The following is a 26428-nucleotide window of genomic DNA, read 5'->3' on the forward strand; positions in this document are numbered from 1 at the left end:
AAGAGTAGAAGTGCTACGACCAGCGCAACAAGACCTGCGAGGCCCACAAGAAGTAACAGGGAGTCTCCCATGAGATTAAACGACGGGAGCGGCTCGGCAGACAGCATGTCCGGCCACAGAAGCAAGAGACAACACAACCGGGTGAGCAATACCCGTGAGGGAGACAACCAATGCATTGAGGGCCTACTCTCGTGCAGGACGAATGGCGCCGTCCTCCCGATAGCGGCTGCGCACCAGTTCAATCTCGGGAATACAGTCGAGGAAGCAATCAACCAGGTGAGGGTCAAAGTGACGGCCCGACTGCCCCACGATCCAGTCCAGCGCTGTTTGCAAAGGCCATGCTTCCTTGTAGGGTCGCTTGCTGGTCAGTGCGTCGAACACATCTGCCAGGGCGACGATGCGTCCGACACGCGGAATAGCCTCGCCCGAGAGACCCTTTGGATAACCGCTGCCATCCCACTTTTCATGATGCGACAGGGCCACGGTCGACGCCATCGCCAGCAGGCCGGACCCCTGCGGGTCGCCAAGGATTTCCGCCCCGATCGCGGAGTGAGTCTTCATGATTTCCCACTCCGCTGGCGTCAGCTTGCCCGGTTTCCGCAGAATGCTGTCCGGTATCCCAATCTTGCCAAGATCATGCATCGGCGCGGCGTTCAGGAGCAAGTCTGCGTCACCCTGGTCCATCCCGGCCGCAAGGCCTATCAGGCGTGAATAGTGACTCATGCGAATCACGTGCAGGCCGGTTTCATTATCCTTGTATTCCGCCGCGCGCCCTAGGCGCTGGATGATCTGCAGCCGTGTGTCGTTGAGCTGCACCGTGCGCTGACGCACCTTGCGCTCAAGCTCCTGATTCTGGTCGTACAGCGCCAGGTGGGTACGCACACGGGCGAGCACCAGGGGCGGGCTGACCGGCTTGGTAATGTAATCCACGGCACCCAGCTCGAAGCCGCGCAGTTCATCCTTGGGATCAATACTGGCGGTGGCAAAAATGACGGGGATATGGCGGGCGGTGTAGTCTTCCTTGAGCCGGCGGCAGACCTCGAAGCCATCCATTTCCGGCATCATGATATCGAGCAGAATAATATCGGGCGGTGTACGACGCACGATCTCAAGCGCCCGTGTACCCCGCGTTGCCACCTTCACCTGGTAGCTATCACGCAATACCTCAGAGAGAACATCCAGGTTCTCCGGCATGTCGTCGACAACCAGCAATGTCTTCCTGCGGTTCTCTGTAGCCACGTAACTCCCTGGGACTTGCCTGCGAGCCTCGTCTGACAGTGTAGACTATGCTGCGTATTGTGCACCCCGCAACGGGCTGTTCCGTACCTTATACCTGTGCCAGTTCACGCGCAATCACGGCCCTGACCAGGGGGTTGAACGGGAAGCCGATGTGGCTCGCCGGCACCGCCACGTTGCGCACCCAGCGCGCGTCAGCCTCACACTGGGCGATATCACGCCCGACAATGCCATCGGTCTTGCTGTAGAGCGCCAGCACCGGAACCTGCAACTCACCCTGGTAGGCATGCTGCACCCAGCGCCGAATGCCCTCTTCATCCGCTGGCCCCGGGTTGCGGCCACTCATTACCCGGTACAGTGCGGTACCGCGCGGGTCGCCGTAGGGTGTACCCAGGGTGATCACACGGCGCAACCAGTCCGGGTGGCGATGCGCCAACGCCACCGCCACGAGCCCACCCAGGCTCCAGCCTATCAGGGTGACCTTGCGCCCGGTGCGCTGGAATTCGCTGTGCACCAAAGACGCAACGCGACTTTCCGTGTCACTGCGTGCCGCAAGGGCTGCCTCAAGGCTGGCAGCGCGATCTCCGCCCCCGTGCCGCCCCAGCCCCCAGGGCATGGCGTTGTAACCCTGTGCATTGAGGAAGTTGCGCAGGCCCGCCGTGGAGGCATCGGCAGCCATGAACCCGGGCAACACGATAATACTGTGGCCATCGCCGCGGGGCAGGCGGCGCAACAGCGGGCGCAGCAGGGCACTGCCACCCATTTCGAGAAAGACTCGCCCCACCTCGGTGACACTGTGACGAATAAGCGGTGGTCGCGGCGGCGGGGTTACGTTGGCTACTGACATGACTCGGGTACCTCACTTATAGTGGGTTATACGCCCCGGTTTGTGGGCGGATCATCTCACCTGCGGTTCAATCACGCGGCCGGCCTGCCGCCGGCTGATGTGGCCACTGTCGTAAAGCCAATGCAGTGTATCGTAAAGGCTGTCCTGCAGGGGGCGGAAGCAAAACGCCAGCTCCCGTTCCACGCGCGAGTTGTCAAGCGGCACCCAGCGTGTTGCGTACTCCATGGCCTCCAGGCCGAACGGCAGATCAACCGGCAAACGACCACTCAGCCGGTCATAGAGGCGCCCACTGAGACGGGCCGCCAGGCCGGGCATCGGCACCGTGAGCAACCGTCGCCCGGTAATCTCCTGCAGGTTCTCGGCCACCTCCCGCCAGTCGAGATAATGTCCTCCCAGCACATAGCGATTACTCGGCGCCGGGGATTCCAGCAGCCTGCGATGCACCTCGGCAATGTCGCGCACGTCGACATACTGCGTGCCGGACGAAGTGATCGGGATGATGCCTTTCAACAACATCTGCAGACCCTGGTGCGGCTCGGTGAGGCCGGGGTCATCCGGGCCGATCACCTGTGCCGGGTAGGTGATCTGCACCGCTGCACCTTCGGCCTGCAGGCCCCGCACATATTCCTCGCAAGCCACTTTGGAGCGCCCGTAGGCATTGCGTGCCCTGCCCGGCGGGGAGTCCTCAGTCAGCGTGTCGGCCCGCGGATCGTACAGCGCCGTCACACTGGAGACGTGGATGACTCTGTCAATGCCGCGCTCCACCGCGCCGCCGATCACCAGGCGCGTACCTTCAACGTTGGTGCGCCAGACGCGCTCCGCATCCGCTGCATGGGTAGAGACCATCGCAGCGGAGTGCACAACGGCATCACAGCCATCAAGGGCGCGCGCAACCTGCGCTGCGTCCGTCACATCGCCGCGCACAACCTGTTGCACGCGGTCTTCGCCAAACAGGGTCAGCATCTTGTCGACGCTGCGCACCAGCAGGCTCACCTCGTGCCCCTGGGCCAGTAACGCCTGTGCGGTATGGAAGCCGACAAAACCGGTGGCACCGGTGATCATGACGCGCATCTCAGCGATCCGCCGCGGTGTCGCTTTTTGGCCGCGCTTTCGCGCCAGCCCTGGGCCTGGCCCGCGCAGCCTTCGACCGCGGTGTTTTCGGCGCGGATTTTGCCTTGCGGGTGTTTTTGCGCGGGGCTCCGGCCGTTGCCGCAGCCGGACTGCTCGCCGGCGTCGACGTGGGCAGCTGTGCCAGCAACTCCTGAAACGCGGCTTCCAGGCACGCCACATAGGTCGCCGGATCCGGGAGCATCTCGCGACAGGCGGTAAAGGACAGCGTGATAGTGCCCTGCCGGTTCTGCACGGCGCTATAGACCACGTGAAACAGGCCGATGCTGGGCAGCAGCGGCCCGAGGCTCAGGGCATCAACCAGCCGCGCCCCGCAGAAATACTGTTGAAACGGCGGGCCAGGGACGTTGGTGACTACCGTATTGAACATCACCGATGATTCCGTCAGCCCGGTGGCCGATGCCAGGCGCAGGGCCAGTGCCAGCAGATTACCCGGCACCAGGTCTGTGAGCTCCAGTGCCAGTTTGGGGCCTACCGCTGCTGCATAGGCCTTGGCCTGGCGACTTTCCTGGTTGATCGCGCGCAGTCGCTGCACCGGATCCTCGACATCACTGCACAGCCCAACCCCCATAAAGCCGACCATATTGCCGCCAGCCATCTGTTCTTCCGGCGTGCGCACATCGATCGGACAGCCAGCCACCATGCCGTTGGTAGGTAACTCGTCGCGCGCCTGCAGGTAGCGACGCAGCCCCCCCGACACCACGGCGAGCATAACGTCGTTGATGGTACTGCCGGGGCACAGCTGGCGGAGGCTGCGCACCGCCTCAAAGTCAAAGCGTGCCGCGTCAACCGCCCGGTGCGGCGAAATACGCCCCTGGAAGCGGGTTCTCGGCGCCGGCGGGCGAGGTTCGAAGGCGTGCTCCGCATACCCCTTGCGCAGCCGCAGCCACATCGGCACCGCCTGCCCCACCAGGCGCAGGGCCTTGCCGGGCATCTTCCAGGCGTCACTGTAGGCCTTGCTCAACATGCCAACCCGAGAGGGTATATCCGGCTCCCAGGGCGGCGCCTCCGCGACCCGCGCCACCGTTGGCGAGGTATCCAGCATCAGGCTCATGAAGCGTGAGCCCGTGGCACCGTCCATCGCCGCGTGGTGGACTTTCAGCAACATGCCAAAGCACCCCTTCGGCAGGCCGTGCACATTGTCCAGCCCCTCGATGATGTACATCTCCCATAGAGGCTTGTCGCGCGCCAGCGGGCGCGAATGGATGCGCGCGGCCAGAATGCACAGCTGGCGCCAGTCGCCGGGCTTGGGCAGCGCGATATGCCGCACATGGTATTCGAGGTCGAAATCCGGGTCGTCGGCCCAGTAGGGCTGGCCCAGTCCCAGGGGCACACTCACCAGCTTGCGCCTGAAGATCGGCGACAGGTGCAGGCGCGATTCCATCAGCTTGAGAATCTGCTTGAAGCGGACTTTCCCGCCCGGCGCCGTACTCTGGTCGTAGATACTGATACCGCCGATGTGCTGCGGCATGCCTTCAAGTTCTGCATGCACAAACATGGCGTCCTGTCCCGACAGCTGCTGCATACGCGTCGTCCCCCTGAGTGGCAGTGTCTGCTACCTGCTACGGTAACGCGTGTTGCCGGTGACAGGAAGACCCGCCGGTGCGTTCTTGCAGACAAACCGCCGGTTTATTGACTCAGCACAGGCTGCCCGTCTACAGCGCCCGGTACAACGCCGCCACCGCGATACCCAGGGCAATCGCCGGCATTGGCCGGCGCAGCCAGAACATCATCCCCGCTGTGGCCAACAGCGCCAGCCGCCCTCCACTGTCCGCCTGCAGGCCGATGGGGACCAGCACGGCGACCAGCACCGAGCCCGCCATGCCATTGATAAAACCCTCGACACGTCGATTGAGCGGGATCAGCCCCATGATGAACACCCCGCCAAAGCGCACCAGCAGGGTGACCAGTGCCATGCAGGCGATAATCAGCAGGGCGCCGGCGCCGGTCGTCGCAATCATGGTTCACGCTCCAGCCACAGCGCGCCGACCAGACCGCCAGCGAGCCCCCCTGCCACCACATGGGTATTGGCCGGCAACCAGCGCAGGGCTGCCCAGGCGGCCACCCCGCCCGCAACCCAGGCAGCCACCGTGCGCAGGGTGCGCCGCCCCGCAAGCGCCATGCTGAGCATGAAGCAGCCCAGTACCATGTCCACGCCGAAGGCACGAGGATCTGCGATCAGGCCACCGAACACCATGCCGGCAAGCGTACCTGCCAGCCAGGTCAGCCAGATGGCCAGACCGCCGCCCACCAGGGCGCCCAGGGTGTTGCGTCCGGACTGCAGGTCGTTGAGCGCCATCGCCCAGTTGGCATCCGAAAGGGTGATCAGTGATGCGTAGCGGCGACGCGGCGGCACCAGGGCAAGCCAGGGATACAGCGTCGCCCCCATCAGCAGCATGCGCGCATTGATTGCCAGGGTGGTAACCAACAGGGGCACCAGCGGCACCTGGGCACCCCACAGATCCAGTGCCGCGAATTGCGCCGTACCGGCAAATACCGTGGCGCTCATCACCACGATCTCCACAGGCTGCAAGCCGGCCTGCACGGCGGCAAGGCCGAAGGCCGCACCGAAGGCCGCCACAAACAGCGACAGCGGCAGCAGGCGCCAGAAACCGCGCCTGCATTCGGCAAAGGACAGCGCCGGGGCGACTGGGGTGCTCATGAGGATGTCACCTGTGACCGTTGTGAGCGCACCATGATACCAGCATACTTGCGGGCTTTGAGCAGAGGCGCGCGCAGAGGACAGGCGACGGATGGGTGAACTCTACATTGCACATGAGTACAGCATTGCAGCCGTGCAGCTGATTCTGGCCATGCTCGGTATGGGCGCCACGCTCACCGGTCGTGACTTTCAGGACATTGCCCGCGCTCCCCGGCCCATCACGGCCGGCATGGCGGTACAGCTGTTGATGGTGCCCTTGCTGGCGCTGCTGTTCATCAGCTGGCCCGGCGTGACCGCGGGCGTCGCGGTTGGTATTGCCCTGATCGCCGCAATTCCCGGCGGCACTGTATCCAACATATTTACCTACCTCGCGCGCGGCGATATCGCGCTCTCCATCAGCATCACCACACTCACCACCGTCGCCTGCCTGGTTACCACACCGCTGATCCTCGACCTGCTGATCGGCCAGCACCTGCCGGCGGACTTTGTCATGCCGCGACTCGGCATCGTTCTGGAGATCGGCTGCACCCTGTTGCTGCCCCTGCTGATCGGCATGCTGTTCCTGCGCTACTACCCGCGCCAGGCTCCCGCCTTCTCGCTGTGGTGCATACGCGGTTCACTGCTGGGTGTCCTGCTGATTGTGGTGGGCTCCCTGCTCGCCGGACGCTTCGACCCCGCGGCCTTTGGGGCCGGGAATGTGCTGCTGGTCGTCCTGTTCAGCGTCGCGCTGGCAGTGGCCGGATGGCTGGTGCCACGGCTCACCGGCATGAACCGCAGCAAGGCGACCGCCATCGAGCTCGAGGTGGTGGTGCGCAATATCAACCTGGGCGTCCTCTTGAAAGTCTCCATTTTCCCCGCCGCCGACCCGGTGCTGGCGCCGATTGGCAACCTGGCGCTGCTGACGCTACTGCTCTATGGCGGCTTGCAACTGCTTATCGGCGCGGCGCTGATTCGCCTGCGCCGCAAGGGCAATGCAGCGCCGGCCGCCAGCGCCGGGGACGCAGGCTAGACCGTGCAACCCGCTGCACTGCATCAGGGATTCACCGCCACGGTGCGGGACCTCGCCACGGACGGCCGCGGCATCGTGGAGCATCCAACGGGCCAGGTATTTTTTGTGTCCGGCGTCTGGCCGGGAGAAACCGCACGCTTCCGGGTCACCGGGTTCAAACAGCGCTTCGGGTTTGCGCAGCTGGTGGCGTTGCTGGAACCTGCACCGGCGCGTGTTACACCGCCCTGCCCCCATCACGGTGTCGGCGATCGCGACTGCGGTGGCTGCCCCTGGCAGTTCATGGACTACCGGGCACAGTGCGCCGCCATGGAGCAGCGGGTGCGCAAGACGCTGGCTCGCCATGGCATCGATGCGCGCATTGCCTCGCTGCGGCCAGCGCCGGAAATTCTTGGCTACCGCAATCGTGCACAGTTCAAAACGGATGGACGTCAACTGGGGTTCGTCGCTGCAGGCTCCAACCGTCTTGCCCCGATCAGCGACTGCCCCGTCCTGACTGCCGACAACCGCGACACGCTGCGCACCCTGCTGGGCCAGCTCCCGAATAACGCCTGGAAACCGCAACGCAAACACAGCTGGACGACCCTGGATGTGGATGAGGCGATGCAGGCCGATGAGGTGGTAGCGAACCAGCGACGTCCGTTCCGCCAGGGCAACAGTGCACAGAACAGCTTTATGCGCCATTGGCTGGCAGAGCGGCTGCAGAGCCTCGATCCATCGCGCACGGTCACCGAGCTGTTCGCGGGTTCGGGCAATTTCACCGAGGTGATTGCGGCCTGCGGCTTCCAGGCTATCCAGGCGGTGGAAGGCGTAGCCGAGAGCGTCGCTCAGCTCGCCGCACGCGAGTTGCCGGGAACCCGCGCACTGTGTCACAACCTGTTTATCGAGGCCGAGTGTCACCGGCTGCAAGCCCGTACGGCGACGTCCAGTGTTCTGGTGCTGGACCCACCCCGCGATGGCTTCAGACACATCGCTGCCCTGCTGCCGAAGAAGCACGCATACCGGGACGTATTCTATATTTCCTGCGATGTGGCGACGTTCAGCCGCGACCTGCAGCTCCTGCTCCAGGCCGGCCTGACCGTGCGAGAACTGCAGCCGCTGGATCTGTTCCCGCATACACCGCATGTAGAGCTGCTCTGCTGGCTACAGCGTTAACCCCGCTCAGTGCAATGCAGCCGCCATCCTTCGAGGCAGGATAACGCTGACCTTCAAGCCGCCCAGCGCAGAGCGATGCAGGCTCACCTGCCCGCCGTAGGCCTGCACGATATCGGCGACGATGGCCAGGCCCAGGCCCTGCCCTGCCACGCTTTCGTCCAACCTCGCACCACGCAGCAGTGCCTTCTGGCGATCCGCAACATCGGCTATACCGGGGCCGTCATCTTCCACCTCGAGCAGCCAGTGGTCAGTGCGGGGGGCAATTCGCACAAGCACCGTGGAGCGGGCCCACTTCCAGGCGTTGTCGAGTGCATTGCCGTAGATCTCCAGCAGGTCTGAACGATCCAGTCCGACAACATCAACGCCCGCCACCTCCCAGCGCACCTCCAATGCACGACCATGCGCCTTCTCCAGGGCGGCCGCGAGCTGCTGCAAATCCTGCTCCGGCAGGAAGGGCTCAAACGCGTGACTGTCGGCCGCAGACTGGGCCTGCGCCAGCTCGCGCTGCACACGGCCTGCTATCGAGTCCACCTGCTCACGCAACTGCGCCTGCAAGACAGGGTGCTCATCAAGCTCGCTGCGTGCCACCAGATTCGCGAGCACTGCCAGCGGCGTTTTCAGGGCATGTCCGAAATTGCCCAGGGCCGTGCGCGAACGCTGCAACGACCCGCGCGTGTGCTCGAGCAGGTCATTGATCTGGCTGATCAGCGGTTCGAGCTCCGCAGGAACCGCCTCGGACAGCCCGGTTTGCCGTCCCTCTCGAACCGCCTGCAACTCACTGCGTGCGCGCTGTAACGGCGCCAGGGCAAGGCGCACATAGACCTGCATGCCCAGTAGTGCGAGCATCAATACGCCCAGCCACAGTCCGGTAAACTGCCAGAGCGCTCGCTGAAACTCGACACGCAACGGCGCGTAGTCACTGGCCACCGTAATCACCACGCGCTGACCAAAGCGTTCATACACCTCCGACTGCAGCAACAAGCGCTGACCTACAGGCCCCGGCAGGCGCTGGAGCCTGCCGTTGGCTGGCGGCTGATGCTGGAGCATCTCGTAATCCCAGAGGGACCGCGAGCGCCACTCCCGGCCGTTCATGCGGATAACGAAGTAGTCCCCCGACAGCGGCCGCTGGTAGGCGGGATCGATGCGTTTGATTGCAAGTTCCGGTTCACCATTGCGCAACACCATGGCGGTCAGCAAACGTTCGCTGCGCTCTCTCAGTCCCTGTTCAGTGAGGTGCTGCTGAAACCGTTCAAAGTAGAGAAATAGTGCGAGGGTTATCGCCGCGCCCAACAGCAACATGCATGCAAGCAGCCCGAGCGTGAGCTGGCTGCGCAACGACAGGCGCCGCCAAACACGGCTCACGCGCGTTGACCGACAAAGCAATAACCCTGGCCACGCCGGGTTTCTATCGCATCACGCCCGAGCTTTTCCCGCAGCTTACTGACATAGACTTCAACGACATTACTCTGGCGCTCGGACGCGTGATCATACACATGGTCCTGCAACTGCGAGCGACTGAGCAGGCGGCCCGGATTCAGCATGAAGTACCTGAGCAACCGGAACTCGGCCGCCGTCAGCGACACGTTACCCGCTGCCGTGCAGATGGCCTGCGCCGTCTCGTCCAGCGTTATGCCGAGCACTGTCAGCTGTGCGCCTGCAGGCGAAGCGTTGCTGCGCCGCAGCAATGCCCGCAGACGCAGCGCCAGCTCACGCGGATGGAAAGGCTTCCCGAGGTAATCGTCGGCACCCGCGTCCAGACCCGCAATCCGATCGGTCCAGCGGTCCCGCGCCGTCAGTACCAACACGGGGAACCGATGCCCTGCCCGGCGCCAGGCCGCAAGCACCTCGAGGCCACCCATGCCGGGCAAGCCAAGATCAAGGACTGCAATGTCATAGTCGTCGACCCCGGGCGCGGCCAGGGCATCGCGGCCATCGACCAACCAGTCACAGGCATAGCCCTCGCTTCTGAGCTGCGGCAGCAGCTCGTCCGCCAGGGCAACCGAGTCCTCGACTAGCAAAAGACGCATGGATACTCGGCCGATAATCCGGCGGCCCGTTCAGTCTTCAAGCGCATCCTGCAATATCTCGCCGGTGCGTGCATCCAGCTCGAGTTCCCTGAGCTCACCCGCGGCATTGAAGATCTCGATATCGTAGATAAACCCTCGCGCTTCCTGCTCAAGCTCAACCTCGACGACGGTCGACTCCGGATAGCGGTCCTGCACGGTTGCCAGCATCGTTTCCAGAGGCAGAATCACGCCACTGCGACGCAGCTCAAGCGCCTGTCGATGATCGACGTCGCCTGCCGCTGCGATCCCACTGCCCAGCACACCTGCTGCGAGACCCAGCAGCCGGTAGCGTAAATCAGTCATCACGCACGTTTTTCATTATCTCGCCCGACGCGGCATCCAGATACACATCCCACTCCAGGCCCGACGCATCACGCAGTTCCACTTCATAGATGTAACGGCCGAACTCCTGCTCCAGCTCGGTATCCGTGATGGTGGCACCGGGGTGCAAACCGAGCACGATATCCCCGAGTGCCTGAAACGACTGGATCGTGCCGGCTTCCTGCAACTGGAACGCCTCGTGGTGATTCACATTATCCGCCACGACCGCCAGGGGCGCCGAAGCGAGCAGCGCGACAACCAGGGTGGAAAGTGTGTTTGCAACATTTTTCATGAATTGTACTCCAGTGATAGAAACCAGTGGAGATCCTAACAGGGCATCCTTAATCCAATCTGAAATCGATGCCTCAGTTACCCGCCTGTGCCGCAGTGGCCTGGCTATTCAGTTCCGCCAGCAGTTCCGCAGGCAGCTTCAACTGGCGGCCCAGCTCCTCAAGGTAGCTGCGTTCCATGAAACTCTGCTCATCAATCACCAGCACACTGGCCAGGTACATTTCCGAAGCGATCTCCATGTTGCCGGCGGCTGAGGCCACCTCGACCGGGTCCAGGGGTTTCCGCAGCTCGCGGTCGACCCATTGGAGCAGCTGCGGATCCGATGTCATGCCGCGCAGGCCCTCGTCAATCAGCTGCCGCTCACGATCGTCCACATGACCGTCGGACTTGGCCGCAGCGATGATTGCCTTCAACACCGCCGTCGAGTGCTGCTCCAGCGCCGGGCCAGTGACTCTGTCGACGGTTTGCGGTGGCGCGGCCGCCGGTGCAGCGCCCTGGGCCGAGCTGGCCTGCCAGTTGCCGTAGGCCTTGTAGGCCATCATACCCAGCGCGGCCACACCACCGTACTTCAGGGCCTTGCCGCCCATTTTGCGGCCCTTCTTGCTGCCCAGCAGCAAACCCAGCGCCCCACCGGCCAGCGCAGCACCGCCCCGGCCGCCAAGGAAATCGGCGACACCGCCGCCCGTCGAGGAACCAGCTGCAGGCCCTGAGGTACCGCGCTGCTGGCCACCGGAAGCGCCGAGCAGCTGATTTAACAGGTTTGACACATCCATCGTTAGCGCCTCTGCGTGTTGGAGTTGATACGTCTGTGTAAGCACATAGGACCATGACACAGCGGGATAGGTTCCCGCACGGGCTGGCTCTACACCAGCGGCGCGCAGGCATCCGCCGCGCCGGTCTCTGGCATAGCGGGGAGTCACAGGGCTATCATCGGTGCATGACCCTGTCCGTTCACCTCATCCCCGTGTATCTCAGTGCCCTTTTGCTGGGCCTGATGTCGCTCGTTTGCGCGGCCTGCCTGTGGACGGCCAACTGGGCGGCGGTGCGTCAGGCACCAAACCGCGCCCATCTGTTGTTCGGTGGGGCGATTGCCTGCCTGGGCCTGTGGCTGATTTCATTTCCCGTGATTGATGGCGTGCGCGTGCACTTCCTTGGCATGACCGCGCTGACCCTGATACTGGGTTGGCGTTTCGCCATCCTCGCCGGCAGCGCAGCGGTGCTGGCACACACGCTGGCGATCGGCCAGCCCGCGATTTCCGTTCCGGCCGCCTGGCTGTTGACGGTCGCGGTGCCGGCGACGGTATCGCGCTGGCTGGTGTATCAGCTGCGCAACACCCGCGCGCAGAATCTGTTTATCTACATGCTGGGAGCAGGCTTCGGTGGAGGCGCCCTGTCCTCACTGGCGGCCACCCTGAGTGCAGTGGCACTGCTCTGGGTGTCGGGGCAGCAGGCACTGGTGACGCTGGCGCTGGAGAACTGGCCTGCCGCGCTGTTGCTACTGTTCCCCGAGGGTTTCATCAACGGCATGGTGATCACGGCGCTCACCGTGTTCTACCCCGACCTGGTAAAAACCTTTGACGACGAGCACTATTTCTCCGGCTAGAGGCCCTGATCCAGCAGGGGATACCGCAGGGCATTGCAAACCTCAGGCGAAGTCCTGCCTTTCCATCCAGGGGATTAAACGCCGGAAGGCCTCCTCGATATGTTCTATGGAGGTGGAATAGCTGATGCGCAGGGCGTTGCTGCAGGAGGGGCCGAAGGTCTCACCCGGAATGGTGCACACCCCTGTCTCCTTGAGCAGACGCAACGCCACATTATTGCCGTTGATGCCCTCGGGCAGCGCCGGAAAGATATAGAAAGCCCCTTCCGGCTTGTAGCCTTCCAGAAACGGTGTCTGCCTGACCAGTTCCACCACGCGATCACGACGCTGCGTGTACACCTGCAGCATAGTGTCGACGAAGTCCCGTTCACCGCGCAGCGCTGCCACCCCCGCCCACTGGCAGGGCGTATTTGCCACCGTGGTGGTGAACATGTGGTAGCGACGCAGCTTCTTGATCGCGCCCTGGCTGGCGATCAACCAGCCCACGCGCATGCCCGCCATGCTGAAGGTTTTCGAGAAGCTGCTGATCACCATCACATGATCAAGGTCGGAGCAGCAGGACAGTACACTGGGGTAGGTCTTGTCGTCGTACACCAGGTGGTCATACACCTCGTCGCTGATGACATACACACCGCGGTACGCCGCCTCCTGCACAATGGCCTCGATGGTCTCGCGGGGGTACAGCGTGCCGGTGGGATTACTCGGCGAGTTGAGCACGATGGCGCAGGTGTCAGCGCTGATCGCATCGATGACGTCCTGCGGGTCCAGCTGGTGATGACTCTCCGCCCGGGTTGGAATGGTCTTGACCGTGCCACCGTTCATCCGCACCAGAGGCGCATACAGCATGAACGAGGGCTCCGGAATGATGAACTCGCGTCCGGAGGACGAGGTCGCCGTCAATGCGAGGTATATGGCCTCGGTGGCGCCCGTGGTTACCAGGATGTTGTCGGGCGTCAGCTCGCGGGCGTAGCGGGCGCCGTAGTAGTCGGACAGCGCCTCGAGCAACTCCGGCAAGCCGGCGTCCATGGTGTAGCCGGTTTGCCCTGCCTGCAGGGCCGCCACCGTGGCATCCACCACATGCGCCGGCGCGGGCAGGTCAGGCTGGCCGATGGAGAGGTGTATGACGTCCTCCATGGTGGAGGCCAGGTTCACCATCTTGCGAATACCGGGCATGGGAATCGCCAGCAGGGCCGGATTCCAGACCGGGTCCTCGCTCTCGTAGAAATCGCTATCCAGATCGCCCATGCCGTTTCCTCAGCGCTGCGTGAACATCGGGGGACGCTGCGCGGTCAGTGGCGCGGCGCACTGGTATGCGTAGCCCGCCTGCAACACCCGGGCATCATCAAACTTCGCGCCGACCAGCTGCAGGCCAATCGGCAGGCCCTCACTGCAGAATCCACAGGGTACGGACAGGGCCGGCTGTCCAGTCATGTTGAAGGGGTAGGTAAAGGGCGTCCAGGTAGGCCAGCGCGTGCTCGGCCAGTCCTCGGGCACCTCCCGATTGGTTTTGAACGCCGTGATGGGCAACGTCGGGGTCAACAGAAGATCGTATTTCTGGTGAAAGCTCGCCATGCGCTCGCACAGCGCCGCGCGCTCGTTCATCGCCGCCAGGTAATCCAGCATGGACAGCCGCGCCGCCTTCTCTGCAACGCTGACCAGTTGCGGGTCCATGAGCTCCCGCTTGCGCGCCCCAAGGTCGCGCATCGCATTCGCAGCGCCGCCATAAAACAGGTGGCCGAAAGAGCCGAGGGGATCGCTGAAACTCGGGTCCACCTCGACGACCGATGCCCCCAGGCTCCGGAACACCTGGGCCGCCTCGCGCAGGCTCGTCTCCACCTCCCGGGTAACTTCGACATGACCGAGATTGGGACTGAACGCAATCTTCATGCCGGCGACCCCATCGCGCAGCGCGGCCAGGTAATCGATGCCTCGACGCGGCACCGCATTGGCATCCCGGTGATCCGCTTCGGTGATCACATTCATCAGCAGGGCGCAGTCCTCAACCGTCCAGGTCATCGGGCCGGCATGGGCCAGGGTGCCGAACGGACTGGCGGGCCAGTGCGGCACTTCCCCAAAAGAGGGCTTGTGACCGACAATCCCGCAGAACGCCGCGGGAATGCGTATCGAACCCCCGGCATCGGTGCCGAGGCCGATGGGCCCCATGCCCAATGCCACGGCGGCTCCGGTACCACCGCTTGATCCGCCTGCGGTTTTCTCGGGATTCCACGGGTTGTTGGTAGGACCACACAGCGGGCTGTCGGTCACGCCCTTCCAGCCAAACTCCGGTGTTGTGGTCTTACCCAGCGGCACATAGCCGTGGCGCTCGAGGGCCGCCACACAGGGCGCGCTCTTGCCCAGTGTGCTCGCAGGGTCGATCGTGCGGGACCCTTTCAGCGTCGGCCACATCGGTGTCAGGAACACGTCCTTCACGGCAACCGGCACACCGTCGAGCACACCCTGCGGCGCACGCTTCTGATAGCGCTGTTCCGAGGCCCGGGCAATATCAAGGGTAGTTTCTTCATCGACCAGGCAATAGGCATTCACCGCCGGATCCAGGGACCGAATCTGGCCGAGCATCGCGTCGGTGGCCTCTACCGGGGAGAGGCTGCCATCACGGTAGCGGGACAACAACTCCATCGCTGTCATGGCGACAATCTCATTACTCATGCGACGCTCCTTATATCTAGCCAACGGATCGTTTGGCAGTGCAATGCCTCAAACCCTGACCGTATGCCCCCGGGAGCAGCGCTGTCAATCAGCGTTGGTTGAAATGCAAAATACCCGGATTTGCCGGGCGGCCTGACCAAGAGCCGGCACCGAACTCCCCGTTAATCTGTTTTTAATCTTTGCGAAAGGTGTTTTTCAGAGACGCCCGCTAGTATTTCCCTCGGTTAAACGTAACCAGTAAAGGGAGCTTATGAAAAACATCAAACTTGGATTGATCGCTCTGTCTGTGGCGGCGGCATCGCAAAGCACTTTCGCATTCGAGCAAGGCGATATCATCGTACGTGCCGGGCTTGCAAATGTGTCACCTGACGACTCCTCGTCAAACATATTTGTCGGTGCAGACCTCGGGGTCGACCTGGCGGTGGGCGACGATACCCAACTCGGCCTCAACCTCGCCTACTTTTTCACGGACAGGCTGAATGTCGAAGTGCTGGCCGCCACGCCGTTTACCCACGATGTTGACTTTGGCGTCAGCGACCCCCTGGGCACGGGCAATCGCCTGGGCGAAGTCACCCACTTACCCCCGACCGTTACCGTCAACTACTACTTCAACGCGCCATCCAGCGCCTTCCAGCCCTACGTAGGCGCCGGCCTGAACTACACGGTGTTTTTCGATGAGGAATTTACCGGCCCGAACGCGGACGCGGGGTTGGCGAACCTGTCGCTGGACGATTCCTGGGGTTTCGCCGCACAAGTCGGCGTTGACTACATGATCAGCGACCAGTGGTTCGTCAACGGATCGGTACGCTGGATTGACATCGATACGGAGGCCTCGTTCACCCTAAACGGGGCGCCCGGACGCGTGGACTCCATCGAAATTGATCCGATGGTGTACACCCTTTCCATCGGCTATCGCTTCTAGCGCGCAGGAAGACCTTGACCAACGGACTATTTTTCCCGCCACATACCATCCAACACAGGAGTTAGACCATGAAACTTAAAGCAGCCGCAGGTATTTCCGCACTCGTTCTGGCCTCCAGCCAGGCCTTCGCAAGCGCCGTCGTGGTGAATCAGGGCCTCTCGGAGCAGGAGGTACTGGCGGCACAGAAAGGCTGGTGCCAGGCGCTGGTCGATATCAGCAAAACCCACGAGGAGAAAGGCCAGGCAGCCGCCAAGTCACTCGCTAAGAACGTCATCGATGCGGCTTACGGCTATCAGATGGGTGCAGTCCTCTTCAAACCCACATTGACCGTGAAACCGCAGACTTTCCGTCCCACCAGTGAAGGCGCGCTGTCCTATTTTGTTGGTGGCGACCCGAATTTCCCCAGCGATACAGGCTTCGCGCTCAAAGGCTGGCAGAAGTGCGAGATTGACAACAACGCCGTATTCATCGCGGGTGACAGTGCCTCCACAATTGGCAAGGTGCATTTCACCGGCAAAGACGGCAGTGTGACGTCTGTCGACAAAACCTGGGGCTTCGTGAAGGATGACGCCGGTGATGTGCGGATCGTGCTGCACCACTCCTCGCTGGAATACCAGAACTGATCTAACCACACGGTTTTTGCCGCGGTAAGAGCGGCAAACATTCCGGCAGCGCCAGCCTCCACGCGGGCGCTTTTTTTTTCGTGCCGACTTCGCAACTGGCGCCTCGCCGCTCAGACCTCCGGGCGTTCCCGTAAGGCAAGCCGATACCCGTTGCCCCGCAATGTCTGGATCGCGATATCCGCGTCGGTTACCAGTTTGCGCCTCAGGCGGCTGATGTAGACATCGACAATATTGGTTTGCGGATCGCTGTGCGTTTTCCAAACACGGTTCAGGATGCGTTCCCGCGATAACACCTTTCCCTGATTCTCGGTCAGGTAAATCAGCAGCTCGAATTCAATCTTGGTCAGCGACATCTCCGCGCCCTTCACCCGCGCGACCCGTTCCTCCCGCTCCAGCACCAGCGTGCCGACCTCCAGCGTGCTCCGGCTGTCACGCGGCACTGCACCGGCGCGCCGTTGCAGCGCCGTGATGCGCGCCAAAAACTCGTCGAAATCGAAAGGCTTGCACAAGTAGTCATCGGCACCCTCCTGCAGGCCCCGGACCCTTTCGCTGACATCGTCCAACGCCGTCAGCATCAGGATCATGGGTGGCTCAGGTAAGGCCTTGATAACACTGATAATCTGCAGGCTATCCTGTGAACCGAACAGACGGTCGAGCACCACGATGTCGGGCGAGTGCTTGCGCGCGAAGGGTACTACGTCATGCAGGTCGGTCAGTGTGGTGCAGGCGTGACCCTCGGCGCGCAATCCACGTGCCAGGAAATGCAGCAGCGGTGCTTCGTCGTCGGCCAGAAGAATGCTCATGACCGCCGCTCAGTCGGCAACGTAAAGGAAAAACAGGAGCCTTGCCCCTGCACCGACTCAACCATAATCTGCCCACCGTGCGCCTCTACGATGGCTTTTGCGATGGATAAACCGAGGCCCAGGCCCTGATTGTGCTTGCTGAAGCGCACGAATCGCTCAAATATGTTGTCCACTTCCGCCGCGGAAATGCCGCCGCCTGAATCCCTCACTGAGATCGTAACCAGCTCCTCCCCGGCACGGGCTGCAATTTCCACCGGTTTACCTGCCTCTGAATACTTGGTCGCGTTGTCCAGCAGGATGGACACCACCTGCTGAATCCGCGGTTTGTCGATCGCCAGCGGGACATTGATCAGCTGGGGTTCAACAGACAGGGTATACGTACGCTCGGTATTGAGCTTCTGCCACTTGGCCACTTCCTGCTCAAGCAGCGGCTCCAGCTCATTATTGCTGAACTCCAGGTGCAGTTGACTCATCTCTGCCCGCGTCAAGAGCAGCAGGTCGTCCACCAGGCGGCTTAACTTGACCGATTGGTCCAGAATCGCGCGCAACGTCTCTTTAAAATCCGTTTCGGAGGCCGACTGCAACCGCAACGTGACCTGCGCCTCACCCCTGATGATGGTGAGCGGGGTCCGCAGCTCGTGCGACACATCGGCGATAAACTGCCGACGCCGCGAGTCGATCTTGGTCAGCTGCAGGTTCGCCTCCGTCAACTCACTCGTTCTCTGCTTCACATCAAACTCGAGTTTCTGCCGCGATTCCAACTCGTTGGCCTCATGCTCCTGCAGACGCACCGCCAACTGATTGATGGACATCGCCAGGGCCTGAAACTCATCGTCCAGGGTGACGGCTATGGGGCTATCGTAATGCCCGGAGGCGATGGCATTGGTTGCCCCCTGAATCAATACAAGCGGTTGGTAAAGCTGGTTGAAGAGCCAGTAGCAGCCGTAGATGATCAATGGCAGCGACAAGCCAGCAAGGCCTATGGTGAACCAGACGATAACAATGTTGAGCGTATCTATCCTGGCATTGATCGCGGCAACCACACGGCTCTGCCGTGATACAGCGGCGTTGATCGACTCTCTGAACTCGTCATCAATCGTCACTTCGAGCAGGTTGCGCAGCTGTTCCTGTTGATTTAGCGGCAAGCCATTGTTACTGACAACCACCGCCTGGAACTCACCGATAATATGATCAATAAGACGCACAAGCTCGTCAGTGTCCTCGACGCTGCCCTGCGTGATAGCCACACCCAGAGCTTCCCGCTGCTCAAGTTCCAACTGACGAATCCTGTCGAGCGACTCCTGGATCGCAAGCTGCTTCTTGCGCACAAAAGCCTGATTGGCGTTGCGACCGAAAATCAGTTCATCCGTAAGTTGCTTGAAAAGGCGATAGGACGTGCCCGCCAGCTTCTCATGTTCGACAAGCAGGGACTGGGCAATGGTGCTTTGGCGGAGATTGTCTCGGGTGAGGTGCGCCGATATCGCGGTGCTGATCAACGCCACCAGCAGAATGAACGCGGTGGTAAACCCGAAATAGAAAAGCTTTCGTTTATACATGAGTCGGTTGCCGTGTGACGCTGACCAGGATATCCATGCACGAGTGGATCAGCGATTGCCTGTCAGTATACCGGGGTGCTCATACATACGTCTGCGGCGGGCAGAGTGGTTTTACGACCATGCAGGAAATCTGCCCCGACAGAGCATAATCGCGGCACAGGTAAGGAATTGCATGTCCGTTAGAAAGTACCACGAGCCTGAGAAGGACCGAGCTTTGAGGACTGACTTTTGAGAGTACCGCCCCGCTGAGGGTGGGACGGTATGTTCGATGGGATACAGATGAGCGCCCGTCCCCTTGACTGGGTAGAGCCCAAAAAAAACCCGCAAGGCCTACAGCAATGCGGGTTTGATATGGCGCGCCTGGCACGATTCGAACGTGCGACCGCCTGGTTCGTAGCCAGGTACTCTATCCAGCTGAGCTACAGGCGCGTTGAGGGGCGCTACTATAGGTATCGATACCCTGTTCGTCAAGTCCCCCCGCGCCAAAAACACGTCAATCGCTCAGCACCCCGCCCGCCACCGCGCCGCGGGACGGCGTGTCGACCAGAACGCCCGGGTTCATCATGCCCTGCGGATCGAGCACGGCGCGAGCGCCGGCGAAGGCTTCGCGGAACAGCGCTGGCACCTGCTCGTCATAGCCCGCTGGACGATGATCCCGCCCCACGGCGTGGTGGTGTGTCACCGTGCCGCCAAGGCCGGTGACCGCCGCGTTGGCGGCACGCTTGATATGCCGCCAGCGGTCCAGCATCGCCTGCATGTCACCCCGGTCGGTGCCTCGCGCATAGAAGGTGAAGTACGGTGCAGGGCCATCGGGGTAGACGTGGGTAAAACGGCAACTGAGCAGGCCATCTGCCCCGGTTGCTTCGCGAATGGCGCGCTCCAGTGCAGCGCGCACACCGGTGTAGAAAGCGTCGAAGCGGTCCCAGGTGATCGCGGTCTCAAAGGTATCCGCCATGACGCCACGGGGTGTCAGGTAGTTGCGATAATAGGGCGCACGCAGGAACTGGTCACGCCAGGTGCCCGCTGCGCCCTGCCGGTGCTCCGCCGCCGCGCTGTCATCCTGGCCGTGCAGGGAGCGCTGCACCGCCTCGGCATCCCAGCGCCCGCCGTGGTCTGCCATCAACTCAAGCGCACGCGCCAGCCAGGCATCCAGCGGGTGATCGGCGGATTCAAAGGCCAGCACAAGCAGCGCTGTGGTGCCGTCACCGACACCGTTCAGCAGCGCTTCCGCCGGGTCCAGCAGGCGGCAGTTGCTGGGAAACAGCGCTGCCTGGCTCACGGCGCGAACCGCAGGGGTGGCCCGCGCCATATCGGGGAAGTGCACGCTGGCCGAAGCGCGGTAGCGCGGGCGGTCCTGCACCCGCATCCAGGCGCGGGTGATAAAGCCGAGCGTCCCCTCGGAGCCGATCAGCATCCGGTCGGGGGACGGGCCAGCGCCGGAGCCGGGCAGGCGGCGCGTCTCCAGCACACCACGGGGGGTCAGCATGCGCAGGTTCTCGACAAAGTCGTCGATGTGCGTGTACTGGGTGGCGTAGTGGCCGCCGGCGCGGGTCGCTATCCAGCCCCCCAGGGTGGAGAACTGAAAGCTCTGGGGGAAATGCCGCAGCGTCAGCCCCGCGGGTTTCAAGGCCGCCTCGAGTTCGGGGCCCAGGGCGCCCCCCTCGATCAGCGCCGCCCGGCTGCTGCGGTCAACATCCAGCACGCGATTCATGTATTGCAGGTCGACGGACAGCACGCCGTCGTAGTCGCCCGGGATATCGGCTTCGACACCACCGCAGACGCTGGTGCCGCCACCGAAGGGAATCACCGCAGCACGCACACTGCTCGCCCAGTCAAGCACCGCTTCGAGTTGCCCCTCACTGTGTGGGAAGACTACCTGATCCGGCACTGCCGGCACCGTGCGGTGCAGCAGGCGCAGGCTGTCGGCAAGCGACTTGCCCAGGGCATGGGACAGGCGGTCGTAGGGTGAGGCGGAGCAGATGGCCTGCAGCGGCGCGGGTGGAGTGATGCGTGGCGCGGGTAGCGTGAAATCCGCCAGCGTCGGTGCGGCAACAGGCGACCCGCCCCCCAGCAGCGACACCAGGTCAGCCAGACGTGTTTCCTCGGCCGCATCCAACACCTCATCGGCGTAACCCCAGCCCCAGAAGCGCAGCACACGCCGGTGGCCGAGGGTTGCAGGCGAGGCGCTCACGTCAGCGGATAAAGCCTGTGCTGGATTCCATGTAGAGACGCAACGGCAGGCTGCCATCGTCTTTCAGGTGGATGATCAACCCGTAGTTGTCGTTGTCATAGTCCGCGACCCACTCGTAGCGGAAGTCCGGCAGGATGTCGATGGGCTCGGGACGGCGCCCCACCACCCTCACCTCTTCCAGTGCGTCAGGGTCGAAGGCCACACGCGCCTTGGGAATGATCAGGGTGATTTTGCGTTCACCGGTGGCTTCGCCGGGCTCTACATTGCCGACGGTGATACCGGAGTCAGCATCAAGGTGGCCTTTCACCAGTTCCAGCCAACCACTCTCAGTAATCGCCTGGTCGGCCCAGGACACGGGGGCCGTAAGCATCATACACAGCGCACTCGACAGACAGACAGAACGAACCAGCATGATGACCTCCAGCGTGCCTTGCGGGGAAGGTGGGGCAGTTCCTCAAGGCCGGTCCAAAACGGACCGGAAAGAACTGCCCCGACGACAGTTACTGCATGGCGTCCTTGACAGCTGCATTGGCGTCGTCAGCCATCTCGCCCGCTTTTTCCTTGGCGTCGTCCATGGCCTGCCCGGCTTCATGCTGCATATCTTCAGCGGCCTGACCCGCATCGTGCATGGCATCTTCCGCCATCTGCTTGCCATCGTGCACGGCATCGTCCATGGCATTGCCTGCCTCGTCCATCGCGTCGCTGGCTGAGCTGGAAGCGCTGTCCATGGCATCGCCGGCAGCATCAACCGCGTCGTCCATGGCGTCACCCGCTGCGTCCATGGCATTGCCTGCCGCTTCCACTGTGGCGTTGCCCGCCTCTTCCGCTTTCTCCACCACCGTGCTCATGGCATCGGAAGCCGACTCGCTCACCGCCTCGGCGTCTTCCTTGCTGCATGCAGAAAGTCCGAAGACCATCATCGTTGCCAGTACGGCACCCGCTACTTTTTGTGTTTTCATACAATCACCCCTTGATTTGGTTGTGTTGTCGCGTCCGCACAGGACCCCTTGAGACTACACAGCTCGCGCTGCGGAGTAAAGTCGGACGAGCGACCGTATGCACTGCAGGCCTACTCCGCGACGATATCACCGTGCATGGCTGCCAGTCGCTGCAACAGCGCGTTCTGCGCGCCGACGGCGATCCGTTCCTGTTCCATGACCCGGATCAGGTCATCGACGAGACGGTTGAACTGGGCGGAGGTGACGGCGAGATGGCGGTGCGTTTCACGCATGCTGTCACCCGTGTAAACGCAGGGGCCATCACTGACCGCGCAGAGCTGCTCAGCAAGTTTGTTGCGGAAACGTTGAATGTCGGTGTCGGCGAACAACGCACGGATCTCCGCGTCTTCCGCTATCTCCCACAGCAGGCCATCGACAATTCTGTCTATACCCGCCTGGCCACCCAGCTGGGTGTAAAGCGGTCGCGGCGAATGAACCTGCGGCGTGCAGCCCGCTGCTAGCAGGGTACAGGCCAACAAGACTTTCAGCGCATCAGACATCTCCGGCTCCTACTGGCTCAACTGAATTGACAGGTACCAGCCGCTCTGGTCCTCCAGACCCGCAATGTCACCCAGCTCGGTCCAGGCGAGCACGGCGGCGACACGCTTGTTGGGAAACCAGCCCAGGAAAATATCAGCCCAGTCGTCCTCGGCCACGGCCTGCAGGCCGTCGGGCTTTTGCCGATATTCGGCGCCGATAACCCAGTGGCGATCCAGAAAGAGGCCGGCGCTGAGCTCGGCGACCAGTTCGCGCTGTTCCGCAAAGCCCAGCAAACCCGTCTGGTGCGCCGCCGTCCAGCGCAGGCTGCCGTTGGCAAACACATTGCGCCCCAGGACCCCATTGAGCCAGAGTTTGCCTACGGCGAGGTACAGGTCCGTGCCGCTGTCCCGGGCCGCTCCCAGGGCCTGCGGTACGGCCATGTCGCGGTTGCGCTTGTACTGCAGGCCCGCCGTCAATTGCGGTGTGCTGCCGTAGATGAAGTCCCCCGCCAGTCGCACCTTTGCCCCGAACACGTCCTGGCGAATCGCGAGGCCCAGCGGCTCAACCTGAAGGTCCTGGCGGCTGACGCTGAACTCCAGGCGGTTGTCGAAGCCCAGGCTGGCACTCTGCGTATCCAGCTGGAAATCGTCGACCTCAACCCTGCTCAGGCCCAGGGCACCGCCCCATTCACCGACATCACCGTAACCGCTGATAACCGCCCAGGGAGTGATGCCGCCACCCGCCTGCCCTTCTATGCTGCTCGCGCCACCCGTCGCCAGCAACCGGCTGTCGGCCTGCGAAGTGGCAGCCAGACAGAGCGCCAGCGCCGCGACGGACGCGCGCACTGTCATCATGCCGGCTCTCCCCGAATAGCCAGCACCGGCACAGGCAGGTCACCCAACCAGGTTTCCAGGTCAGCTGCCGACATCGGCCGGGCGATGTAATAACCCTGCACGGCGTCACAACCCATTGCCTGCAGGAGACGCAGGGAGGCGATGTTCTCCACACCTTCCGCAACCACCTTCAGGCCCAGATAGTGCGCCATCTCGATGGTTGAGCGAACGATCTGCTGGTCGTCTGCGTCCTGGTCCAGCTGCAGCACCAGACTCTTGTCGATCTTGAGCTCCTGCACCGGCAGGGTTTTAAGCTGCGCCAGGGAGGAAAAGCCCGTGCCGAAATCATCGATGGCCAGGCGTATACCCACTTGTTCGAACTCGCGGATGTTGGCCAGCGCGAGATCCATATCCGACATCATCATGGTTTCGGTAATCTCAAACACTACCGCACTGCTGTCCAGGCCGGAGCTGGCCAGCTGTTTGATCGCGTGGCGCACGAAGTCCAGCTGCAGAATGTCGGCCCCCGACAGATTGATACAGACGGTGAGTTCAAGCCCGGCGCGCTCCCAATCCTGGATCTGGCGAAGCACCAGTCGCAGCACAATCATGCTGATATCGGTGATGATGCCGGTTTGTTCCGCCACCGGAATGAATTCGTCGGGATACACCTCACCCAACTCAGGGTCGTTCCAGCGCATCAGCGCCTCGACCTCCAGCACACGGTGATCAGCCATGTCATATTTGGGCTGGTAGACCATGCGGAAGTTTTCTGCATCCACGGCCGCCTGTAAACGGTGTGCCAGGGTAATCTGGCGCAGGTGGTTCTCATCCTGTCCGATTTCATAGAACGAATAGCCGTGTTTGACGTTGCGCGCATTGCCCAGCGCAATCTGCGCTCGACGTAACAGCTCCTCAAACCCCTGGCCGTGCTGCGGTGCGAACACGAAGCCCAGCAAGGGCTCAACGCGCACCGGGATACCCTCAATCGACAGCGGCGAGGCAAAGTCGCCGCGCAGCTTGTCCAGCACCACATCCACGCCGGCGTGCGTCAACGCGTCGAAGAACAGCAGGATCTGGGAGTCGGCAATGCGGGCTGCCATATCGCCGCGGCGCAGGCTGTTGCTGACGCGCTCTGCCACCGCCTGCAGCACGCTGTCGCTGAAGTCGTTGCCGTACAGGTCCGTCAGCTCTCGCAGATTGCCGAGTTCCAGCAGGGCCATGGCGTAGTGGCTCTCTGCATTGGGTTCCGCCAGCCGACTGTTGAAAGCCCCGGCAATGTAGCTGCGATTCGGCAGACGGGTGAGCATGTCATGCTGGGCCTGGTAGCGGATGCGCGCCTCACGCTCCGAGACGGTGTCCTGCATCAGGTTCAGGGTGTCTGCGAGCATGCCAAACTCGGCGCCGGAACGCAGCTCGATCCGGTGCGTGTAATTACCGTCCGCGATACGTCGGGCGGCACGCACCAGTGCATAGATGGGCTGGGTCACGCCGCGAGCGATGAGTAGCGCGGTCAGGAAGGCCAGCAGCAATGCCACGCAGCCAATGATGATCATCTGCTGGCGCAGCGGCGCATAGTTCTGCAGTGCCTGCTCCAGCGATTGCGAGAGCAGGGCTGTAAGACGCGCACCGCCTTCATTCAGCAACGGCACGTCGCGAGTGACCCAGCGCGTCATCGCCGACGTGGCTGCGGGCTCAGGCTGCGCGAGCGCTTGCAGCTCCGCGCTCAAGCCCTCCGGCAATGTGGAGTGCAACACGCGCGCCGGCTCTCCGCCGCTCTGGGCCAGCAGTGTGATTTCGGCATTGGTGAGCGTCCGCAGGGCTTCCAGCATAGACTCATCCACGGCTGTGCCCAGGCCGACCCAACCCATCAGATCGGGTGCAAATACCGGCACCAGGACCAGTTGGAAGGGTTCTCCGTTAAACAGGGCCAGGATCGCGGTGCCGCCGGTGGCCTTCTCACGCAATACAGCAGCGACGCTCTCGGGCAGGCGTTTGACCTCGTGGGTGCTGAGCAGGATGTCACCCTCACGGGACAGCATAACGACGAAATCTGCTGCTATGCGCTCCCCGTGGTTGGCCAGCACGCTGAGCATGGTCGCCTGTTCACCGGTGGCAATCGCACGTTTGAACGCGAAATCCGCAGCCAGGACCTGCGCCCTTCCGCGTAGCTGTTCCCGGTCTACTTCCAGCAGGGAGCGAAACACCCGTTCCACGACTTCCAGTTCGTCGCGCACAATACTCTCGACCGCCGTGTTGGAGGCGCGCATGACTGCCAGCAGGCTGCTCGCCAATGTCACCGCGAGGAGCCCGCCAATCAGCAGCAGGAGCTTATTGCGAAAGCTGATTCGCATCGCGGCTAAATCGTTTCAGCATATTTTCCAGTTCAGAGTCTGATTTGCTGCCCTGAGGGTCCTGCCAGGCCATGGGCAACTCCAGCGCAAGCGAGCCAGCGCCATCCGCCGGCAGTGGGAACTGCAGTGGTTCAGACAGCTGCGGATGCCACACTTCAATGGCTGTCGCGGCCCCTTCCCAACGCAGGGTCGCACTGCCCTCTGCGTCAGTCACTACCGCACTGGGATTGGCGCTGACGTACAGATAGGCCCTCATACTGTCGTGGATATTACAACCCAGCGTCACCACACCCGGGGCATTGAACGCTACCGGCGGGGCGTCGTTGGCGCGGAACAGCTTGAGCTCGAAGGCATTGCCGGGGGAGAAGGAATAGACATGGTGGCGGGTGTCGTCGCTGTTGGGAAAAGTCACCTCCGTACCAGGGGTGATGGTGGTGACAAGGGGATCAAAGCGCCGCTCGCGCTGGTCCACCCTGGCGCCGTTCTGCGGCACTCCGGGCGCCGCCTCGACACCCGGCACGGTCAACACCGCGAACGGAACCGGTTCACCATCACTGCCCGCGAGCCGCACCTGCAACTCGCCGGCGCTCACCTCGCTAAAACACAGTACCCAGGCTACCGCCAATACGGGCAGCTGCACTACACCAACTCGCATACTTCAAGACCATCCTGTCCAGGGACGCGATGAT

Annotated in this window: 27 protein-coding genes and 1 tRNA gene; 5 read left to right on the top strand and 23 right to left on the bottom strand. The window is 62.6% G+C overall.

Going from position 1 to position 26428, the window contains the following annotated elements:
• Nucleotides 1-183 precede the first annotated feature (183 nt).
• The 6 genes from R3E49_RS05990 to R3E49_RS06015 form a co-directional block, all read right to left on the bottom strand.
• Entirely contained in the window at nucleotides 184-1239 is a 1056-nt protein-coding gene (locus R3E49_RS05990) for an HD-GYP domain-containing protein (protein WP_371294207.1), read from the bottom strand.
• Nucleotides 1240-1327: 88 nt separating this feature from the next.
• The gene (locus tag R3E49_RS05995; RefSeq protein ID WP_371294208.1) at nucleotides 1328-2083 is read right to left on the bottom strand and encodes an alpha/beta fold hydrolase; all 756 of its coding nucleotides are present in this window, start codon (nucleotides 2081-2083) and stop codon (nucleotides 1328-1330) included.
• Between the two features lie 51 nt (nucleotides 2084-2134).
• Nucleotides 2135-3154, bottom strand: a complete 1020-nt coding sequence (locus R3E49_RS06000; RefSeq protein ID WP_371294209.1) for an SDR family NAD(P)-dependent oxidoreductase — start codon at nucleotides 3152-3154, stop codon at nucleotides 2135-2137.
• Nucleotide 3155: 1 nt separating this feature from the next.
• Complete coding sequence (locus R3E49_RS06005) at nucleotides 3156-4736, bottom strand: wax ester/triacylglycerol synthase family O-acyltransferase (protein WP_371294210.1); 1581 nt, start codon at nucleotides 4734-4736, stop codon at nucleotides 3156-3158.
• Between the two features lie 130 nt (nucleotides 4737-4866).
• Nucleotides 4867-5172, bottom strand: a complete 306-nt coding sequence (locus tag R3E49_RS06010) for an AzlD family protein (protein ID WP_371294211.1) — start codon at nucleotides 5170-5172, stop codon at nucleotides 4867-4869.
• On the bottom strand, nucleotides 5169-5873 hold the full coding sequence (locus tag R3E49_RS06015) for an AzlC family ABC transporter permease (RefSeq protein WP_371294212.1): 705 nt from the start codon (nucleotides 5871-5873) through the stop codon (nucleotides 5169-5171). The genes R3E49_RS06010 and R3E49_RS06015 overlap by 4 nt, the downstream gene beginning before the upstream one ends.
• 91 nt (nucleotides 5874-5964) lie before the next feature.
• Between R3E49_RS06015 and R3E49_RS06020 the strand changes: the two genes are divergently transcribed.
• Both R3E49_RS06020 and R3E49_RS06025 read left to right on the top strand, forming a co-directional pair.
• The gene (locus R3E49_RS06020) at nucleotides 5965-6882 is read left to right on the top strand and encodes a bile acid:sodium symporter family protein (RefSeq protein WP_371294213.1); all 918 of its coding nucleotides are present in this window, start codon (nucleotides 5965-5967) and stop codon (nucleotides 6880-6882) included.
• Between the two features lie 3 nt (nucleotides 6883-6885).
• Nucleotides 6886-8034 (top strand): class I SAM-dependent RNA methyltransferase, encoded by a 1149-nt coding sequence (locus R3E49_RS06025; protein ID WP_371294214.1) that lies wholly within the window; start codon nucleotides 6886-6888, stop codon nucleotides 8032-8034.
• 6 nt (nucleotides 8035-8040) lie between these two features.
• On the opposite strand, the gene R3E49_RS06030 is transcribed toward R3E49_RS06025, so the two are convergent.
• From R3E49_RS06030 to R3E49_RS06050, 5 genes are all read right to left on the bottom strand, one after another.
• The gene (locus tag R3E49_RS06030) at nucleotides 8041-9396 is read right to left on the bottom strand and encodes a sensor histidine kinase (RefSeq protein WP_371294215.1); all 1356 of its coding nucleotides are present in this window, start codon (nucleotides 9394-9396) and stop codon (nucleotides 8041-8043) included.
• Nucleotides 9393-10061, bottom strand: coding sequence for a response regulator transcription factor (locus R3E49_RS06035; protein ID WP_371294216.1), 669 nt, complete (start codon nucleotides 10059-10061; stop codon nucleotides 9393-9395). Before R3E49_RS06035 ends, R3E49_RS06030 begins: the two co-directional genes overlap by 4 nt.
• Before the next feature lie 30 nt (nucleotides 10062-10091).
• The gene (locus R3E49_RS06040) at nucleotides 10092-10403 is read right to left on the bottom strand and encodes a PepSY domain-containing protein (protein WP_371294217.1); all 312 of its coding nucleotides are present in this window, start codon (nucleotides 10401-10403) and stop codon (nucleotides 10092-10094) included.
• A complete protein-coding gene (locus tag R3E49_RS06045; protein ID WP_371294218.1) occupies nucleotides 10396-10713 on the bottom strand; it encodes a PepSY domain-containing protein in 318 nt (105 codons plus the stop codon). The genes R3E49_RS06040 and R3E49_RS06045 overlap by 8 nt, the downstream gene beginning before the upstream one ends.
• A 73-nt stretch (nucleotides 10714-10786) precedes the next feature.
• Nucleotides 10787-11485 carry a tellurite resistance TerB family protein gene (locus R3E49_RS06050; RefSeq protein ID WP_371294219.1) on the bottom strand — a complete coding sequence of 233 codons (699 nt, stop codon included), beginning with the start codon at nucleotides 11483-11485 and terminating at the stop codon, nucleotides 10787-10789.
• A 164-nt stretch (nucleotides 11486-11649) separates the two neighbouring features.
• On the opposite strand from R3E49_RS06050, the gene R3E49_RS06055 reads away from it, so the two are divergent.
• A complete protein-coding gene (locus tag R3E49_RS06055) occupies nucleotides 11650-12315 on the top strand; it encodes an energy-coupling factor ABC transporter permease (RefSeq protein WP_371294220.1) in 666 nt (221 codons plus the stop codon).
• A gap of 42 nt (nucleotides 12316-12357) precedes the next feature.
• On the opposite strand, the gene R3E49_RS06060 is transcribed toward R3E49_RS06055, so the two are convergent.
• Complete coding sequence (locus R3E49_RS06060; RefSeq protein WP_371294221.1) at nucleotides 12358-13557, bottom strand: pyridoxal phosphate-dependent aminotransferase; 1200 nt, start codon at nucleotides 13555-13557, stop codon at nucleotides 12358-12360.
• A gap of 9 nt (nucleotides 13558-13566) precedes the next feature.
• Nucleotides 13567-14979 carry an amidase gene (locus R3E49_RS06065; RefSeq protein WP_371294222.1) on the bottom strand — a complete coding sequence of 471 codons (1413 nt, stop codon included), beginning with the start codon at nucleotides 14977-14979 and terminating at the stop codon, nucleotides 13567-13569.
• Nucleotides 14980-15229: 250 nt separating this feature from the next.
• Here R3E49_RS06065 and R3E49_RS06070 point away from each other — a divergent pair, with 250 nt between their 5' ends.
• Both R3E49_RS06070 and R3E49_RS06075 read left to right on the top strand, forming a co-directional pair.
• On the top strand, nucleotides 15230-15901 hold the full coding sequence (locus R3E49_RS06070; protein ID WP_371294223.1) for an OmpW family protein: 672 nt from the start codon (nucleotides 15230-15232) through the stop codon (nucleotides 15899-15901).
• 68 nt (nucleotides 15902-15969) lie between these two features.
• Nucleotides 15970-16524: a hypothetical protein gene (locus R3E49_RS06075; RefSeq protein WP_339638503.1), complete on the top strand. Its 555-nt coding sequence runs from the start codon at nucleotides 15970-15972 to the stop codon at nucleotides 16522-16524.
• A 110-nt stretch (nucleotides 16525-16634) separates the two neighbouring features.
• Here R3E49_RS06075 and R3E49_RS06080 read toward each other — a convergent pair whose 3' ends face one another.
• From R3E49_RS06080 to R3E49_RS06125, 10 genes are all read right to left on the bottom strand, one after another.
• Nucleotides 16635-17327 carry a response regulator transcription factor gene (locus R3E49_RS06080; protein ID WP_371294224.1) on the bottom strand — a complete coding sequence of 231 codons (693 nt, stop codon included), beginning with the start codon at nucleotides 17325-17327 and terminating at the stop codon, nucleotides 16635-16637.
• Nucleotides 17324-18883 (bottom strand): ATP-binding protein, encoded by a 1560-nt coding sequence (locus tag R3E49_RS06085; protein ID WP_371294225.1) that lies wholly within the window; start codon nucleotides 18881-18883, stop codon nucleotides 17324-17326. Before R3E49_RS06085 ends, R3E49_RS06080 begins: the two co-directional genes overlap by 4 nt.
• A gap of 352 nt (nucleotides 18884-19235) precedes the next feature.
• Nucleotides 19236-19312: transfer RNA gene (locus R3E49_RS06090), tRNA-Arg, on the bottom strand.
• Nucleotides 19313-19376: 64 nt separating this feature from the next.
• Nucleotides 19377-21074, bottom strand: coding sequence for an FAD-binding oxidoreductase (locus R3E49_RS06095; RefSeq protein ID WP_371294226.1), 1698 nt, complete (start codon nucleotides 21072-21074; stop codon nucleotides 19377-19379).
• A gap of 1 nt (nucleotide 21075) precedes the next feature.
• The gene (locus R3E49_RS06100; RefSeq protein ID WP_371294227.1) at nucleotides 21076-21486 is read right to left on the bottom strand and encodes a hypothetical protein; all 411 of its coding nucleotides are present in this window, start codon (nucleotides 21484-21486) and stop codon (nucleotides 21076-21078) included.
• 88 nt (nucleotides 21487-21574) lie between these two features.
• Nucleotides 21575-22033, bottom strand: coding sequence for a hypothetical protein (locus tag R3E49_RS06105; protein WP_371294228.1), 459 nt, complete (start codon nucleotides 22031-22033; stop codon nucleotides 21575-21577).
• 110 nt (nucleotides 22034-22143) lie between these two features.
• Entirely contained in the window at nucleotides 22144-22572 is a 429-nt protein-coding gene (locus R3E49_RS06110; protein ID WP_371294229.1) for a group 1 truncated hemoglobin, read from the bottom strand.
• Between the two features lie 9 nt (nucleotides 22573-22581).
• Nucleotides 22582-23406 (bottom strand): DUF3034 family protein, encoded by an 825-nt coding sequence (locus tag R3E49_RS06115; RefSeq protein ID WP_371294230.1) that lies wholly within the window; start codon nucleotides 23404-23406, stop codon nucleotides 22582-22584.
• Nucleotides 23403-25739, bottom strand: coding sequence for a putative bifunctional diguanylate cyclase/phosphodiesterase (locus tag R3E49_RS06120; RefSeq protein ID WP_371294231.1), 2337 nt, complete (start codon nucleotides 25737-25739; stop codon nucleotides 23403-23405). Before R3E49_RS06120 ends, R3E49_RS06115 begins: the two co-directional genes overlap by 4 nt.
• Complete coding sequence (locus R3E49_RS06125) at nucleotides 25717-26394, bottom strand: methylamine utilization protein (protein WP_371294232.1); 678 nt, start codon at nucleotides 26392-26394, stop codon at nucleotides 25717-25719. Before R3E49_RS06125 ends, R3E49_RS06120 begins: the two co-directional genes overlap by 23 nt.
• Nucleotides 26395-26428: the final 34 nt, after the last annotated feature.

Origin of the sequence: Haliea sp. (genome assembly GCF_041395985.1) — a bacterium.
Taxonomy (GTDB): domain Bacteria; phylum Pseudomonadota; class Gammaproteobacteria; order Pseudomonadales; family Halieaceae; genus Haliea.

Excerpts from the sequence above, each read along its gene's own strand:
- R3E49_RS05995 (WP_371294208.1), bottom strand. The coding sequence starts at position 2,083 with ATGTCAGTAGCCAACGTAACCCCGCCGCCGCGACCACCGCTTATTCGT.
- R3E49_RS06000 (WP_371294209.1), bottom strand. The coding sequence starts at position 3,154 with ATGCGCGTCATGATCACCGGTGCCACCGGTTTTGTCGGCTTCCATACC.
- R3E49_RS06005 (WP_371294210.1), bottom strand. The coding sequence starts at position 4,736 with ATGCAGCAGCTGTCGGGACAGGACGCCATGTTTGTGCATGCAGAACTT.
- R3E49_RS06010 (WP_371294211.1), bottom strand. The coding sequence starts at position 5,172 with ATGATTGCGACGACCGGCGCCGGCGCCCTGCTGATTATCGCCTGCATG.
- R3E49_RS06015 (WP_371294212.1), bottom strand. The coding sequence starts at position 5,873 with ATGAGCACCCCAGTCGCCCCGGCGCTGTCCTTTGCCGAATGCAGGCGC.
- R3E49_RS06020 (WP_371294213.1), top strand. The coding sequence starts at position 5,965 with ATGGGTGAACTCTACATTGCACATGAGTACAGCATTGCAGCCGTGCAG.
- R3E49_RS06035 (WP_371294216.1), bottom strand. The coding sequence starts at position 10,061 with ATGCGTCTTTTGCTAGTCGAGGACTCGGTTGCCCTGGCGGACGAGCTG.
- R3E49_RS06040 (WP_371294217.1), bottom strand. The coding sequence starts at position 10,403 with ATGACTGATTTACGCTACCGGCTGCTGGGTCTCGCAGCAGGTGTGCTG.
- R3E49_RS06045 (WP_371294218.1), bottom strand. The coding sequence starts at position 10,713 with ATGAAAAATGTTGCAAACACACTTTCCACCCTGGTTGTCGCGCTGCTC.
- R3E49_RS06050 (WP_371294219.1), bottom strand. The coding sequence starts at position 11,485 with ATGGATGTGTCAAACCTGTTAAATCAGCTGCTCGGCGCTTCCGGTGGC.
- R3E49_RS06055 (WP_371294220.1), top strand. The coding sequence starts at position 11,650 with ATGACCCTGTCCGTTCACCTCATCCCCGTGTATCTCAGTGCCCTTTTG.
- R3E49_RS06060 (WP_371294221.1), bottom strand. The coding sequence starts at position 13,557 with ATGGGCGATCTGGATAGCGATTTCTACGAGAGCGAGGACCCGGTCTGG.
- R3E49_RS06065 (WP_371294222.1), bottom strand. The coding sequence starts at position 14,979 with ATGAGTAATGAGATTGTCGCCATGACAGCGATGGAGTTGTTGTCCCGC.
- R3E49_RS06070 (WP_371294223.1), top strand. The coding sequence starts at position 15,230 with ATGAAAAACATCAAACTTGGATTGATCGCTCTGTCTGTGGCGGCGGCA.
- R3E49_RS06075 (WP_339638503.1), top strand. The coding sequence starts at position 15,970 with ATGAAACTTAAAGCAGCCGCAGGTATTTCCGCACTCGTTCTGGCCTCC.
- R3E49_RS06080 (WP_371294224.1), bottom strand. The coding sequence starts at position 17,327 with ATGAGCATTCTTCTGGCCGACGACGAAGCACCGCTGCTGCATTTCCTG.
- R3E49_RS06085 (WP_371294225.1), bottom strand. The coding sequence starts at position 18,883 with ATGTATAAACGAAAGCTTTTCTATTTCGGGTTTACCACCGCGTTCATT.
- R3E49_RS06100 (WP_371294227.1), bottom strand. The coding sequence starts at position 21,486 with ATGCTGGTTCGTTCTGTCTGTCTGTCGAGTGCGCTGTGTATGATGCTT.
- R3E49_RS06105 (WP_371294228.1), bottom strand. The coding sequence starts at position 22,033 with ATGAAAACACAAAAAGTAGCGGGTGCCGTACTGGCAACGATGATGGTC.
- R3E49_RS06110 (WP_371294229.1), bottom strand. The coding sequence starts at position 22,572 with ATGTCTGATGCGCTGAAAGTCTTGTTGGCCTGTACCCTGCTAGCAGCG.
- R3E49_RS06115 (WP_371294230.1), bottom strand. The coding sequence starts at position 23,406 with ATGATGACAGTGCGCGCGTCCGTCGCGGCGCTGGCGCTCTGTCTGGCT.
- R3E49_RS06120 (WP_371294231.1), bottom strand. The coding sequence starts at position 25,739 with ATGCGAATCAGCTTTCGCAATAAGCTCCTGCTGCTGATTGGCGGGCTC.
- R3E49_RS06125 (WP_371294232.1), bottom strand. The coding sequence starts at position 26,394 with ATGCGAGTTGGTGTAGTGCAGCTGCCCGTATTGGCGGTAGCCTGGGTA.